Below are 14455 nucleotides of genomic sequence, written 5' to 3' on the forward strand. Positions count from 1 at the left end.
TCATTTTTATAATTTAAAAACTGGCATTAATGCCCAACTGATAGGTGCGGGGCCGAGGAAAAAAGTTGTTATCCAAACCGCCGCTGATTTCCGGGTCAAGGCCCTTGTATGAAGTAATAACAAATACATTTTGCACCCCGGCGCTTACCCGCAGCTTAAAGCGGTTATGAATTTGCGGCGGAAAGGTGTAACCCAGGTTAACGAAATCCATCCGGAAGAAGGAAGCTTTTTGGATATAATAGTCGGAGAGGTAGGTTTGTTGCGGATTGGTGAACTGCGTTAGGTCGGCTGCTGTGGTTTGGTTGGCCAGGTAGCCTAATGAAGAATAGAAACCTTTGTAAGTGCTTCCGGCAGCCACATTATTAAAGTTGTAATTGCCTAAATTCAACCTGCCTGAGAAGCTTAGATCAAACCGCTTGTAACCAAAATTTGAGTTGATGCCCATCTGCACCGTTGGATTGGGCTGATGATGGAAATATAAATCCTGGTCGTTGATCTGCCCGTCACCGTTGCGGTCTACATAGGCATTTTCTATAGGTTTTCCGTTGGCATCGTAAATCTGCTGGAAAACATAGTAAGAATTGATAGGCAGGCCTACTCTGTTTGCTTGTATCAGCCCGGAAGTAGTTCCGGCAATGCCCGAGAACTGGTTGGGCGAAATAAAGTCGGGGTTGTTCAGTGCATTCAGTTTGGTTACCTTATTTTTGTTAACGCTCAGGTTATAGCCAATCTGCCAGCGCAAATCTTTCTGATTAATTGCAATGGCATTGATGTTAAATTCCAACCCTTTGTTTTCCATGTTACCCACATTTTGCAGCAGCACTGAAGCAAAGTTGCTCAGCACTGGCACATTAGTTACATTAAGCAGATTGGAGGTCTTTTTGTAGTAAGCCTCAATGCTACCGGTAAGGCGGTTGTTTAGCAAGCCGTAATCCAGGCCAATATTAGTGGTAGCAGTTGATTCCCATTTGATGTTGGCTGCGTAAGCCTCCGGCCGCTGGGTATAATAAAAGGCATCACCAAACTGATAGCGTGAGCTGGCATCACTGCGGCTGAAACGCGACTGGTAAGGATAGTTGTTGTTATTATTTAAATCCTGCTGGCCAGTCTTACCATAGCCTACACGCAATTTCAAATCAGATATGACGCTGCTGTTCTTCAGAAAATCTTCTTCCTTAATGCGCCAGGCTAAAGCGCCTGCCGGGAACACGCCATAACGGTTTTGCCGGGCAAATTTAGAAGTGCCGTCATCGCGGACGGTAAAGGTTAGGGTATACTTGTTGTTATAAGTATAATTTAAGCGGCCAAAGTAGGATTCCAGGTAATACTCAGTTTTATAAGGAGACAACACCGGCTGATTGTAGGTTTGGCGGTAGTTGGTAGCAGTAGAATTACCCTGCGTATAAAAGTGAGAGAAAGAATAGCCCCCGGTAACATCAATGGAACTCTTTATTGATTTTAAGTCTTTTTTATAATTCAGGTAACCTTCTATTAACTGGTTGCGGTTAACCGTATTGTAATTAATAGACTGGCCGCCGGCTGCGGTGAATTGGTTGGTCCATTGCGTACTGTCGCGCACATTGTTTTTGCCAAAGGTTTCCGCGTAATCATAGCCCAGGTTCAGGTTGGCCCGCAGGCCGCTAATCATCGGTATTTTGTAATCGAACTGCACGTTGCCAATGCTCCGCCGTGAGGTGGAAGTATTATCCGTTTCATTTAAACGGGCCACCGGGTTAGCCGTAGCCAGTGGTACGGCACTGCCATTAATATCGGCAGGGCCGCCGGTAGTCCAGGTGGTATAACCCCGCCAGCGGGTGTTGCCATTGTAAACAGGCTTGGTAGGATCGTAGTTTACAGCAGAACCAATAGCGGCCTGGTCGGCAAAATTATTGGTGTTATATAAGCCTTTCAGGTTGATGTGCACCGTTAGGGTATTCTTGAAAAAGCTGGGGTCTAAGCCTGCAGCAACCGTAGTGCGGCTAAAATTGTACGTCTTCAGGATACCGTCGGTGTTATTGTAGCCTACAGATACCCGGTAAGGCATATTCTTGGTAGAGCCGGAAAAACTCAGGTTGTGATCCTGCCCGAAGGCTTTCTGATAAATTTCCTTTTGCCAGTCGGTATTGGCCGTGCCCAGCAGCGAGGTAACGGCAGTTTGCCCGGCGTAATCTGGAAGTCGGTTTACCAGTGCCCGGAACTCATCACCGGTGTAAACCGGCACCTGCTTGGGCAGCACCGCCAGGGAGAGGGTAGTGTTGTAGCTGATTACTGCTTGCTTTGTGCCGCGTTTGGTAGTGATCAGGATAACCCCGCTTGAACCACGTGAGCCATATATGGCCGTAGCTGAAGCATCCTTCAGTACGGTAATATTTTCAATGTCGTTAGGGTTAATCGTATTTAGCAGGTTGGCCGTACCGCCGATAGGTACGTTACTCAAGGGTACATTGTCAATTACAATCAGCGGATCAGAACTGGCATTAATCGAAGTGGTACCGCGGATGCGGATGGTGGAGGTGTTGCCCGGCGCACCGGAGTTGGAGGTAATGACTACCCCCGGAATTTTACCGGTGATGGCATCCTGAATGGAGTTTACTGCGCCTTTGTTAAAATCTTTGCTGGTAACTACAGCCAGGGAACCGGTAGCATCGCTTTTCCTGATTGTACCGTAGCCAATAACCGCCACCTGGTTAAGTGCAACCGAGGAAGACTTCAGCTGAAAATTGACAGTAGTATTGCCAGTTACCTCAACGGTTTGTTCTGCCGGTTGAAAGCCAATAAAGGAAACCACCAGCGTTTTTGAGCCTGCAGGCACAGCGTTAATTTTATAATAGCCATTTACATCGGCCGCTGCACTAAGCGAGGTACCCCTGATAGTGATGGTCGCTCCGGGAAGCGGCTGGCTGGTATCATCAATCACCCTGCCCGATATGGCGCCGGTTTGGGCAAATACGCCATGTGCAAAGCAGATTAAAAGCAGCAGAAGGCTGCACTTCACAACGTAAAAATTTTTCATCAAATGTGTTATAATTTTTGAATTGGTTAGCGGCTTTGGAGTGGTGCCAAATCCAATTCAAAGAAAAGAAGCTAGTGAAGCGCAGGCAATATCAGTAATGGCCGATATAGAAAATACCAGTCTTTATTAAAAATAAAATAATGAATATCAGTTGGTTAAGGGGCGGTGTGTAATGCCTGATATAAATAGAAGTTTAGGTAAGTGTAGACTTTACACGGCTTCTATCGCCATAATTTTGCCCTCAAACTCATCATTTACCACCCATGATTTGGTTTTAATGCGGTTCTTGTAAGCATATATTGTGTTTACAGAATAGCCCAGCAGTTTGGCAATACGTTCATTATCATGAATGCCCATGCGTATCAGCGCAAAGATGCGATGCTCTGTGCCCAGCAGCTGCCCGGCCGGAATGCTGATGGTTTCCGGCTCCCTGAACAGTGAATTAAATTGCGGAATAAATTCGGGGAACAAGCGAAGAAAGACTTTGTCAAACGTATGGAACAGCTCATGCCGCTCACTTTCCAGATTCAGGTTTTTTAAGGTGTGCAGGGCGTCTTCGTATCGTTGGTTCTTCAGCTTTTTTTCCAGTGATTTTTGTATACCCTCCAGCCTTTCAATATACACTGAGTTGATGTTGAAGTAATAGCTGATATACTCGTTCTTAATCTTATTGGCTACGCTTAAATTCTGGTTTACTTCGGCCAGGGCGGTGTTGCTTTGCTGAAGCGATACATTAGCCGCCTGGATAATCTGATCTGCCAGCCTGATCTTTTTAAGCTGCCGGTTAATGATTACAGCAAAAGTGATTACCGCAATAACGAGCAACGTAATAATTGAAGAATAAATCAGCAGGGATCGCCGTTCGTCTTCGATAGTTTTGATGCGCTGGGCTTCAATAATAGGCAGTATACTGCTGATAACGGCCTGCCTGTGGCGGGCGCCGTAAAAGTTCGCTTCATCTATAGCCTCGTTTATATAAGTAAAGGCTTCATCTTCTTTCCCGCTCTTATACAGGATGTTGGCCAGCTGATACATGGCTACCGTTTCTTTGGTGGCCGATTGTATGTCAGCTATGGCCGCTTTAATGAGTAGTGCAATAGCTTGCTCTTGTTTACCCTGGGTGCTGTATACATAGCTTAATGAACTGGCGGTAACCGCATACTGGTTGGGCGTAAGGTGCGGCAATTGCAGCAGGTGCAGATAATCTTCTACGCTCTCCGTATAACGCTGGATGCGCATATTCTTTAAACCATTTAATGCCCAGTAGTTATAAGTATGTTCAGGGCTTACAGCTAGGGCCGAATCTATACAGAAAAGCGCTTTAGGGTAATATATATTACTATAATCGGTATTATGATTAAAATCGCCCCAGTCAAAATAACAGCGTGCCTTTAAAAAATAATAGGCTGCTTTGTTGCTTTTATTTAATAAAGCAATGTCTATTTCGTTCAGCGTTTCCAGCGTTTCTTTGAACATTCCTGATGAGAGCAGGGTAAAGCTTATGTTCATTTTTGAAACCGCCATTTTAGCCGGATCATGCAGTTGATTAGCGATGGCCTGCAGTTTCTTACTATAGCTATACGCCGAATCATACCTGAACGACTTATACTCGTTGTATAAAGCCTCATAGATGGTAAACCTGGTATTCAGGTTAGCTGTGGAGCTCAGCCTGTTCTCCAGTTTTTTTATTCGCGCTTCTTTTAATTGAATGTAGGTTTCCCGCTTTGCCAAAACAATGTGCAGGCGCTTAAACAGACTTGCGTTGGGTGAACCGGCATAGCTGCCGCCAGCACTGCAGATTAGAAAAATAAACAGGGTATAATAAAGCCGCATTGTGCTTTGGCGCAATATGAGTTTAAACAATAGATTAGAATATTAACTTAAGCAGGTACTATATATCGGTAGCGTCAAATATCCCATTAAATTTCTGATTATTAAATACCGATTGGTTGTTTACATCACGAAGTAGTTAACCCCATAAATTATCAATTACTGGTAGTTGTTCTTAAATACAGGCATACTTCTTTTGCATACCATAAATAAGCTTTTATATAATAAAGTATATAAGTACAAATAAGGTTTAATTTCAAACTCTGCAGGCTTGCATAATCAGTAGCTTTTTAAGCTCCGGGGGGTTTAATAATACGGTTATATTTTATATTTCCGGTATGGGTGCTTGCTGCAACATGCTTATTAACAATAGTTTATAAAGTTGTGGTTTGTATTTGGTTTATATCAGGCTGCCTGCCAGGTGATTTTCCGCACAGCATTGCTTTAACTTTGAATTACACGATGCCACCATCGTTGCTGATAAACCAATTATACTTTTTTGCCCTTTCTTGATTCTATTGCCGGCGCGATAACGTGTAGCTGCGCTGACTTGTAAAATTGCTACGCTGTACGCTACTTGTGCGCTAATAAACGCTTATGGGGCGGCTTGTGTAAAAAGAAACTTTTATAAACTAATATATGATGAAAACAAACTTGATTCACCTACTTCGGCAACTAATGCGGCGCAAATGGCAAACCGCTTTGCTGCTTTTGTTTACCCTTTTTGCAAACAGCGCTTATGCGCAGGATCCTGCCCAGTACGGCACACCCTTTGCCACTGTACCCAACCCAATGGATGTAAACCTCTATCAGGTGAACATCAGGCCCTTTAGTTCGGGCAGTAATTTGGCGGGTGTTACTGCCCGGCTTGACCAGATTAAAGCGGTAGGCACTAACGTTGTTTACCTGATGCCGGTTTATCCGGTAGGTACCGACGCTAAAAGTAAAATTGCCAGTTCTACTTCTCCTTACAGCATTAAAGATTTTACCTCGGTAGGCGCTGAATATGGTACACTGGCCAACCTGCGCACTTTGGTCGACGGCGCTCACCAGCGCGGGATGGCTGTAATTTTAGATTTTGCGGTGAATGGTACTTCTTGGGATCATCCCTGGATTACCCAGCACCCGGATTGGTATAATAAAGACGGTAGCGGTAACATTGCCCGTTTAGCCAACTTCCCGGACGTGGCTGGATTAAATTTCTCCAACTCGGCCATGCGTACCGCTATGATCAATGCTATGCGTTACTGGGTGTTTGCCGCTAACGTAGACGGTTTCCGGTGTGATTTTGCGAACAACCCGCCCCTTGATTTCTGGACGCAGGCCATCAACAGCTTGCGTGGCATTACCAGCCATAAGCTGCTAATGTTTGCTGAAGGTGACCGCCGTGAGAACTTCCAGGTAGGTTTCGATTTTAACTTTGGCGACCAGTTTTACTATGTGGCCTTAAAGCCGATACACAGCGGTACCTCGGTAAGCCAGATACAAACCACTACTAACTATGAGTATACCTACGCCAGCGGCAGCCAGCAGGTTATCCGCTATACCGGCAACCATGATACCAGTGGTGATGGTACGCCATTAGAAATTTTCGGGGGCACAGCCGGCGTAATGGCCAACTTTGTGGTATGTGCTTACATGCGGGGGGTGCCCTTCCTGTACGGGGGACAAGAGGTTGCTTTCGCACAACGCATCAACTGGCCTTATGATCAAGTGGATATTGATTGGTCGCAAAATGCCAATGTAACGGCTGAATTTACTAAAGTACTGAACTTTAGAACCGCAAGCACCGCTATAAGGCGCGGCGCCATGACCAATTACTCAGATAACAATATATGCGCTTTTACCAAAACTAATGGCTCCGAAAAAGTAGTAGTGCTGGTAAACTTACGGGGTGGCAATTCTACTTATACTATTCCTTCTGCCTTAGCCGGCAGCTATAAGGATGCTTACAGCGGAAATGCTTCAAGCCTCAGTTCCGGCGCACAGCTCAACATGGGCGCTTATCAGTACATTGTGCTTACCAACCAGGGAGCAGGTACATCAGTGGCGGTTGCCGGGGTGAGCTTAAGCCCTACCTCAGCTACAATAGCGGTAAATGGTACACAGCAGTTAACGGCTACCGTGTCGCCTTCCAAGGCTACCAATAAAACGGGTACCTATACATCAAGCAATACCAATATAGCCACGGTGAGCAGTACCGGTTTAGTTACCGGCAAGGCAAGTGGCAGCGCTACCATCACCGTAACTACGCAGGATGGCAACAAAACAGCTAACGCAGCTATTACGGTAACCGGTGGAGGCAGCGGTTCTACTACTTACTATCAGATTGTAAACCGCTACCAAAGCAATTCGTACTTGTATGATGCTGGTAACGGCAAAGTGGCTTACGGCAGCAATCCGTCAGGCAATAACTACCAGTGGGCCAGAGTAGATGCCGGTAATGGGTATTATCTGCTAAAGAACCGGGGTACGGGTAAACTCATGAATGTAGAGAGCCAGAATGGATCAGTTGAAGCTACAACAGCCAATACAGCCTGGTACAGCGCTATGTGGCAAAGTGCTACGGCTACAGACGGGTTTATTTATATTCAGAACCGCTGGAAGCCGGATCAGTGGGTACACCTTGAAAACCTGAACGGGTACGCTCAATACGCCAACCCGCAAACCGGCTGGTACAGCGCCATGTGGAAATTCGTTAATCCGGTGACCGGTCCATAAATCATAAACCAATTTTATTTTATAATTTGAATAAAACCTTTAGTTATGAAAAAATTAAATTATTTAGTACTACTGGTGCTGCCCTTGGGGCTGGCATCCTGCAAAAAAGACCTTAAAGTACAACCGGCAGCCACTGTTCCACCGCCTGCTGCAGTGAAGGCTCCAACGGCAGTAAACAGCACAACAGCTTATGATTATCAGAAGGCAATTCAGGCGAAAAGGACGATAGTGCCAGCCGAATGAAATGACTGACTGCTTATCTTCTCATCAAACGTATGTAATTAAGATAATGGTATACGTTTGATGAGAAGATAAGCAGTTTTCAAGTTGAGTACGAACTGCAAGAAAGGAAATACATTACACCGCTGCCTACAAAATTAGCACCGCAAAAAAAGCGTAAAGGACATGTAAATGGTGCTGTTGTATTTGATTTTTGAGGTCAGCACCACCCTGTGACACTGTTTGTGCTTGCTGCTGCCGGTTGTTTAAGCGATGCAATGGTTCCGAATGTTAATGACATCATTTATTAACCTTCAAGTAGCTTAACCACCCAGGCGGCTCCATTAGGTTTCACAAAAACAAGCTCTTTCGTGTCACGGTATTCATGAATCATGTAACGAGTATCCGGGCAAAGTGCAGCATTAAAGTAGGTAATATACCCATTATTCATCCATATCTCTTGTGTGATCCGGTCAGCGGTCGGTCTGAGGCGCTCATGCAACTCATAGTCCGATAACCCGAAGATAGATTTGGTGTGCAATTTATCGTTGTCCGGATTTCTCACAGATGCTTTTACGATAGCTATACAAATATAGTATATTGAACTTGCCACCAGTACTAACATTTCACTCTGGTCTCTGCTTTCCTTGAGATCGTAGCGATGTATAAACAATAAGATATAAACATTTTTGTTTACATTTGAGTATGGAGCAGCGGCTTGATCGGTATTACGGGATTCACCCCGGACGCGTTTTGGAGAGAGAATTGAAAAAACATCATCTGAAGAAAGGACCGTTTGCAATCTCTATTGGTGAATACCCACAGGTCATTAACGAAATTACGAAAGCCCGCAGGGGAGTGTCTCCACAGCTTTCACTCAAGATTGACCACGCATTAGGTTTGGAGGAAGGGGCATTCTATTTATTGCAGGCTCATTACGAAATTGATCAGGTAAAGAAAGCCTTGAAACAATCAGATGCTCCGTCTTTTCGAAAGGCGCTTTTCTGGGATACTGACATGGGTAAGATCGATTGGCAAAAGCAGTATAAAGCCGTTATACAGCGTATTTTTGAAAGAGGGACTGACGAGGAAAGGCAGCAGGTATTTGACTTTTACGGGAGAGACAAGATCATGGAAGTTACGGGCAACGATCAAATAGCCGGAAACACGCTCCCAGTAATGGCTCACGCTAAAAAAAGATAATATGCTTCATTGGAATACCGTAACGCCGAAGTTGAAAACTGCCCTATTGAAACTAATGAACGGGCAGCCATTTGCAGATTTCCGGTTAGTGGGTGGCACGGCTTTAAGTTTGTACTGGGGGCACCGAATGTCCGTAGATATCGACCTGTTTACTGACGCACTCTATGGTACTGTTGATTTCAAACTGCTGGAGGATTATATCAAGCAAAGCTTCCCATATGTTCAGGGTGATTTCGGTGCCCATTCAGGTATCGGCAAATCCTATTTGATTGGGGAGAATCAAGAGTCGGCGATTAAACTGGATATTTACTATGCTATGGACCCGTTCTACCAACCTTTGAATGAGATAGATGGTGTAAAAATGGCAACCGTCGAAGAGATATTGGCCATGAAAGTCGATGTTGTCCAAAGGCTCGGGCGAAAGAAAGATTTCTGGGATCTGCACCGGGGATTAGAGGATTACACCATCGATGAGATGATCAGCTTTCATAAACAGCGGTTTGAATGGACGCATGATGAGGGTCTGATCAGAAGCAATTTTACCAACTTCACCTTAGCGGAGGAAGATTTTGATCCGGTTTGCCTGGATGGAAGGGAATGGGTTTTCATCAAAGAAGATATGGAATCTGCAATTGAACCTCCCCGACGTAGAAGGGGCAGATAGCGCTCCTTGTAAAAGCAAAAGCGTATAAGGGCTGAAAACGTCTTTCTTAAAGCAGAATTTCAGTTGATACGAAATCTACCAACTTTGATGAGCCGTTTTTTCAAACCACATCAATCCTGTACAGAACGTTCGGTTAACCTGTGCAAATTTTTCACAAGTTGCCTCTTCATTTACCCTGTAAAGAAACTTTCAGTTGTTGCAAAGAATGCAACAACTGAAAGCAAAATTATACTTGATGCATCCTGTGAAGTGATAGTTAGGTAAAAAGCTTCTGCTTCAAATTTTCCATGTCCTCGCTGATTTTATGGTCCATCACCTTCGCATAGATCTGCGTGGTCTTAATACTGGTATGCCCCATCATCTTGGATACACTTTCGATAGGAACGCCGTTATTAAGTGTTACAGTGGTGGCAAAGGTATGCCTAGCGATATGGAAGGTGAGCGGCTTGTGAATCCTGCACAAGTCAGCAATTTCTTTCAGGTAAGCGTTCATCTTCTGATTGCTCATCACCGGCAGCAGTAAGCCTTTATTTACGCTTTGCGGGTGATCTGCATATTTTTCGATAATAGCCGATGCAGCAGGGAGTACGGGTATGCGCGAGAGCGTATCCGTTTTCTGCCGGTTGGTATAGATCCACAAATTGCCGTCAATACCTTTGATGACTTCCGAGCGCTTCAACTTACGGGCATCTATATAAGCGAGGCCTGTATAACAGCTGAAGATGAATATATCCCTTACCTGGCTCAGTCGTTCTACGGAAAACTGCTTTTCAGCCAGGCGGATCAATTCTTCTTCAGTCAGTACAGTTCGCTGCGTCTTTTTGGTTTTGGGCTTATAGTTGGTATACGGGTCAACGGTCAGCCAGCCGTTCCCGATGCAGATGCGAACAATCTTTCCTAAGTTCTTGACATACTTAATAGCCGAGTTATTACCGCATTTTCGAATGCTCCGCAGGTAATACTCAAAATCGTTCAGAACTTTGAAGGTGATCTTATCTACAGGAATGTCGGACAGGTTATACTGCAACTTTAAAAAGTCCTGCACGTGTGTGAGGCAGGTGTTATAACGTTGAAGCGTACTCTTTTCGAACTCCTGCCCGACGAGGCTTTCCATTTTCTGATTATGGTCTTCAAATACGGCTACCAGCGTCCGGGCCTTTTCTTCTTTGCCGGTAAAGCGGTTCTTCACATTTTCCGCAGTCAGGACTTCTTCCCTGATCTGCATGTTGCGGAACAGTTCCTGCGCCTGGGTCTGTAAACTGTCCAGGTAAGCATTAAGCGTGCGGATGTCTTCTTTGGTACCGCTGGCTCGTCCGGCCTGCGCATTCCAGCGGGACGGCTCACAGGTTTTGCCGGTGGAGGTTTCTGCCCGCTGCCCGTTAATATTAAAACGCAGGTAGATGGCCACAGGGCCGGATTTGTAACTTGATCTTTTCTTCAGGTAGAAAAGCAAATTTATTTGGATTCTCATTGCACATGATCTAAAAGTGAAACAAAATTGTTAATTCCGTCACTTACAGTCAAGATGTTTAATGAGTGAACTACTTGTACTACAATGCATTACAAGGTTTCTGGTGAGCATGTTTCTGCTGCCCCGAGATGCTCACCAGATGCTCACCGTTTTTATGGGACAACTTGCATTTTTTGGCACTTTGGGACAAATAAAAAAGCCTGTAAATGTTTAATTTACAGGCTTTTAGTCGTTTTTGACATTGTTTCTAGCGGAATGGACGGAATATGAACCCATCTGCTAAAGCATTTATGATCAATTACTTACTGTCTTATAAAATATGAGGTAACCGATTAGGTAACCGAATATTTTGATGTTTTTTATTGCGTTTTGAAAGAACTTAACTTACTCAAAAATACTAAAAATTCAGGTTAAATTTTTAGTAACACGATTAATTTTATGCAGCTATTCGTATTGATTTTACTATCTAACCTGAGTTCGATTAATCAGAAGGCAGACAACTGAGAAGAGAAAGAAGTCTGGAAGGTGATGGCGGGCTTTTTAGGCAGGAAATCATAAGCGATAAGCCCTGCGATGAGGTTGATAAGGAAGTTGGTAAACGAACGATGCCTGGAATGCTCTACCTGGCAAATGTTTTTAAGCTCATCATTAACAGTTTCAATAACCGACCGTTTACGCAGGATAATTTTATCATGCATACTCATCAAGCTGTTCTTCATGTTATCGCGTATACTGGTAATGAGGTGGATATCACTGATAAAAAGTATTTGGGTTAGCTTTTCAGAAATATATCCCTTGTCAGCGAACAATTTGCCAAAGACCGCTTGGAGAAAGCTTTCATTTTTCAGCGGCTGGCGGTCATCTACGTTGGCCTGAGTGATGGCAAAGTTTAATATTTCGCCCTTGTCATTGATCACAATATGCAGCTTAAAGCCATAGAACCAGCCCATAGTGGACTTGCCCACCTGGGCAATGTCCTTAAACACCTTGTTCCTTTTGATGCGCTTGTTGTGGCAGACCCTGATGGGTGTGGAATCGACAAAGGAAATGCCTGTACAATGGCCCAGGCAGCAGGTCTTCAGGAATAAAGTCATCGGCATAAGTACGCTTTGGCTCAATTCGACAAAGCGGTTGTAAGATACGGTTCGGGGAAACTCGGCCTGCATGTGGCGCTGGATATAAAACATATAAAAGTGTTTAAAGCATCGGAAACCACTCAAATGGAATAGCAGGCTGATGCACATCACCTCGCTTTTAGACATCACCGGCGGGCGCTTGGACGGCTTGCCAAGCAGGTAGGGCGCAGTTGTACGGTCAAAATCTTTGCAGAACTCGTCAGCAAGACAGAAAATATCCGTAATTTTATGAAAGTCGATCATAAAGAAATGTATTTAAATATTTGAATGTCAGATACTTAAATATACTTGCATTTCTTGTGATTGACAATTATTCGACACTATTTATTAATCGAACTCAGGTTATCTACTTCTTTATCCGCTTTCTCAGGAATATATATTGCAACGACGATATCATTAAAACTTATTATACTCCTCGTCTGTCACCTTTCCCATCCACACTACTACACCTGTGCCATTGTTTGGGCCCAGCGCAATATGCGACATGGAACTCTCCGGAGAAGCGCCATGCCAGTGCGCTACGTTTACAGCGCATTTGATAACATCCCCCTTCCGAATTACCCGTATGGATTTTCCCTTTTCCTGGTAATAACCCACTCCATCCGTAACTAGCAGTATTTGCCCCGATGGGTGCAAATGCCAGTTAGAGCGGGCTTTGGGCGCAAAGGTTACATTACCCACCGAGGTACTGCTGGCCGTATCCACGCTGGTTAGCATATTTACCCAAACCTCGCCTGTAAAATTGCCACCGGAAACTTTGCTGCCTTTTGCAAATGTAGGTTCGGAAATTATAGTTTGTACAGGGGTAGCACTTGCGGAAGCTGCGCCTGCACTAAACATATTGTCGATAAGCTGGGTTGCTGAGTTGATCGCTTCCCGGTAAATTTCAGCAGGTAACCCGGCAACTATTGACCGTAGCTGCAGTTCTGTTAAACCTACATTCCGGCCAACGTTTAAATGTCCGCGTAGTTGTCCCTCCACGCCACCAAGGGATGCCAGTATAGAAATTGTCGCAATTTCGCGGCTCTGGTAATCAAGGTTATTCCTGCCAAAGATGTCAGCAAACAGGTGTTCTTTCAAAAAAGTATCAATCACCGGAACAAAACCTTGTGTCGAGTTGGCCGGCATACCGGTTAGTTTAGCTTGTACCTCCTTACCAAAAGCATACTTCTGCGGGCCGAAATTTATTTTAGACGGTTTAGCACCTTCTGCATCGGTTACTCCTCCTTTTCTTCTTTCATCCGTCAGCCTTTGAAAGGTACTGATAGCATTAAGGCTTCTTGGGAAACCGGCATAGGCATAAAGCTGCACTAATATTTCTTTAACCTCGTTAATGGCTAAACCTGCATCCAAACCTTTTGCCAAAGCGTTTTTAAGGTTCATTTGATCTCCCTTTGCGGCATAGGCGGCAATGGGCACTATGGCGGCCTGCTTTGCACTTAAAGATGATACAGCTGGATTTACCTGCTGACCATGTGCATTTAAACTAATGGCCGTGTACATCAAAAACAGGGAAGCAATGGTCTTGATCTTATTCATAATTACTTTACTAATTTAAGCTTTTGCAGCCATGCTTTTACTGCTCCTTGTGCTTGCTTTTCCTTCTCGCCTTCCATGACAAAAAGCACCCCATCCCGCTCAATGCCGCCTTTTATAGTAAACCCTTCCAACACAGAACTATTCGGGCAAAGATCTTTTACGGTTTGAAAGCCACTGCCTACACCATACCCGGCATGGGTATTAAAGGGGATAACTGTTTTACCGCTCAAATTATACTGCTTTAAAAAACTTTTCATGGGCGGCGGCATCTTCATATCCCAGGTTGGAAAGCCCGCAAAAATAACGTCGTAAGCCGCCATGCTGTCAATGGTTGTTTTAAGCGGCGGCAAAAAGCCTGCATTATTTTCTTGAACCACCTGCGCTACCTGGGCCTGGTAATTTTGCGGGTAAGGCTTAACCAGTTCCAAGGCTACCAGTTTGCCGCTAACTTCCTTTTGTATCATTTGCGCAATGGCCTGTGTATTTTTGGTTCGGGACAGGTAAACAATCAGCACTTTTTTACCAGCCAGGGAGCCGGTACCGCTTGGCACTGAACTATTGCCGCCCGAGGTTTGCTGTGCTTTGGAACAACCGGAAAGCATATTGAATACCACCATTATTATCAACCCAACTGCTTCAACACTTCGCATAAGCATAAC

At 44.6% G+C, this 14455-nt stretch carries 11 protein-coding genes; 4 read left to right on the forward strand and 7 right to left on the reverse strand.

Features of this window, described 5'->3' with window-relative positions:
• Positions 1-13 precede the first annotated feature (13 nt).
• Positions 14-3013, reverse strand: a complete 3000-nt coding sequence (locus ACY652_RS07950; protein ID WP_462267628.1) for a SusC/RagA family TonB-linked outer membrane protein — start codon at positions 3011-3013, stop codon at positions 14-16.
• 210 nt (positions 3014-3223) lie between these two features.
• Complete coding sequence (locus tag ACY652_RS07955; RefSeq protein WP_462267630.1) at positions 3224-4846, reverse strand: DUF6377 domain-containing protein; 1623 nt, start codon at positions 4844-4846, stop codon at positions 3224-3226.
• 636 nt (positions 4847-5482) lie between these two features.
• Here ACY652_RS07955 and ACY652_RS07960 point away from each other — a divergent pair.
• Both ACY652_RS07960 and ACY652_RS07965 read left to right on the forward strand, forming a co-directional pair.
• Entirely contained in the window at positions 5483-7564 is a 2082-nt protein-coding gene (locus tag ACY652_RS07960) for an alpha-amylase family glycosyl hydrolase (RefSeq protein WP_462267632.1), read from the forward strand.
• Between the two features lie 45 nt (positions 7565-7609).
• Positions 7610-7807, forward strand: a complete 198-nt coding sequence (locus tag ACY652_RS07965; RefSeq protein ID WP_462267634.1) for a hypothetical protein — start codon at positions 7610-7612, stop codon at positions 7805-7807.
• Positions 7808-8090: 283 nt separating this feature from the next.
• On the opposite strand, the gene ACY652_RS07970 is transcribed toward ACY652_RS07965, so the two are convergent.
• On the reverse strand, positions 8091-8408 hold the full coding sequence (locus ACY652_RS07970; protein ID WP_462267636.1) for a hypothetical protein: 318 nt from the start codon (positions 8406-8408) through the stop codon (positions 8091-8093).
• Positions 8409-8488: 80 nt separating this feature from the next.
• On the opposite strand from ACY652_RS07970, the gene ACY652_RS07975 reads away from it, so the two are divergent.
• Both ACY652_RS07975 and ACY652_RS07980 read left to right on the forward strand, forming a co-directional pair.
• Positions 8489-8986 (forward strand): DUF6922 domain-containing protein, encoded by a 498-nt coding sequence (locus tag ACY652_RS07975; protein ID WP_462267639.1) that lies wholly within the window; start codon positions 8489-8491, stop codon positions 8984-8986.
• A 55-nt stretch (positions 8987-9041) separates the two neighbouring features.
• Positions 9042-9650, forward strand: coding sequence for a nucleotidyl transferase AbiEii/AbiGii toxin family protein (locus ACY652_RS07980; protein WP_462267641.1), 609 nt, complete (start codon positions 9042-9044; stop codon positions 9648-9650).
• Between the two features lie 256 nt (positions 9651-9906).
• On the opposite strand, the gene ACY652_RS07985 is transcribed toward ACY652_RS07980, so the two are convergent.
• The 4 genes from ACY652_RS07985 to ACY652_RS08000 form a co-directional block, all read right to left on the reverse strand.
• Entirely contained in the window at positions 9907-11121 is a 1215-nt protein-coding gene (locus ACY652_RS07985) for a site-specific integrase (RefSeq protein WP_462267642.1), read from the reverse strand.
• A gap of 485 nt (positions 11122-11606) precedes the next feature.
• A complete protein-coding gene (locus ACY652_RS07990) occupies positions 11607-12500 on the reverse strand; it encodes an IS982 family transposase (RefSeq protein ID WP_462265937.1) in 894 nt (297 codons plus the stop codon).
• A gap of 153 nt (positions 12501-12653) precedes the next feature.
• Positions 12654-13796 (reverse strand): carboxymuconolactone decarboxylase family protein, encoded by a 1143-nt coding sequence (locus ACY652_RS07995; protein WP_462267644.1) that lies wholly within the window; start codon positions 13794-13796, stop codon positions 12654-12656.
• A 2-nt stretch (positions 13797-13798) separates the two neighbouring features.
• The gene (locus tag ACY652_RS08000) at positions 13799-14446 is read right to left on the reverse strand and encodes a flavodoxin (protein WP_462267646.1); all 648 of its coding nucleotides are present in this window, start codon (positions 14444-14446) and stop codon (positions 13799-13801) included.
• Between the last annotated feature and the right edge of the window lie 9 nt (positions 14447-14455).

It is taken from the genome of Mucilaginibacter sp. (genome assembly GCF_965200995.1).
GTDB lineage: Bacteria > Bacteroidota > Bacteroidia > Sphingobacteriales > Sphingobacteriaceae > Mucilaginibacter.

Coding starts and splice junctions, on each gene's coding strand:
- ACY652_RS07950 (WP_462267628.1), bottom strand. CDS start 3,013: ATGAAAAATTTTTACGTTGTGAAGTGCAGCCTTCTGCTGCTTTTAATC.
- ACY652_RS07955 (WP_462267630.1), bottom strand. CDS start 4,846: ATGCGGCTTTATTATACCCTGTTTATTTTTCTAATCTGCAGTGCTGGC.
- ACY652_RS07960 (WP_462267632.1), top strand. CDS start 5,483: ATGATGAAAACAAACTTGATTCACCTACTTCGGCAACTAATGCGGCGC.
- ACY652_RS07965 (WP_462267634.1), top strand. CDS start 7,610: ATGAAAAAATTAAATTATTTAGTACTACTGGTGCTGCCCTTGGGGCTG.
- ACY652_RS07970 (WP_462267636.1), bottom strand. CDS start 8,408: ATGTTAGTACTGGTGGCAAGTTCAATATACTATATTTGTATAGCTATC.
- ACY652_RS07975 (WP_462267639.1), top strand. CDS start 8,489: ATGGAGCAGCGGCTTGATCGGTATTACGGGATTCACCCCGGACGCGTT.
- ACY652_RS07980 (WP_462267641.1), top strand. CDS start 9,042: ATGAACGGGCAGCCATTTGCAGATTTCCGGTTAGTGGGTGGCACGGCT.
- ACY652_RS07985 (WP_462267642.1), bottom strand. CDS start 11,121: ATGAGAATCCAAATAAATTTGCTTTTCTACCTGAAGAAAAGATCAAGT.
- ACY652_RS07990 (WP_462265937.1), bottom strand. CDS start 12,500: ATGATCGACTTTCATAAAATTACGGATATTTTCTGTCTTGCTGACGAG.
- ACY652_RS07995 (WP_462267644.1), bottom strand. CDS start 13,796: ATGAATAAGATCAAGACCATTGCTTCCCTGTTTTTGATGTACACGGCC.
- ACY652_RS08000 (WP_462267646.1), bottom strand. CDS start 14,446: ATGCGAAGTGTTGAAGCAGTTGGGTTGATAATAATGGTGGTATTCAAT.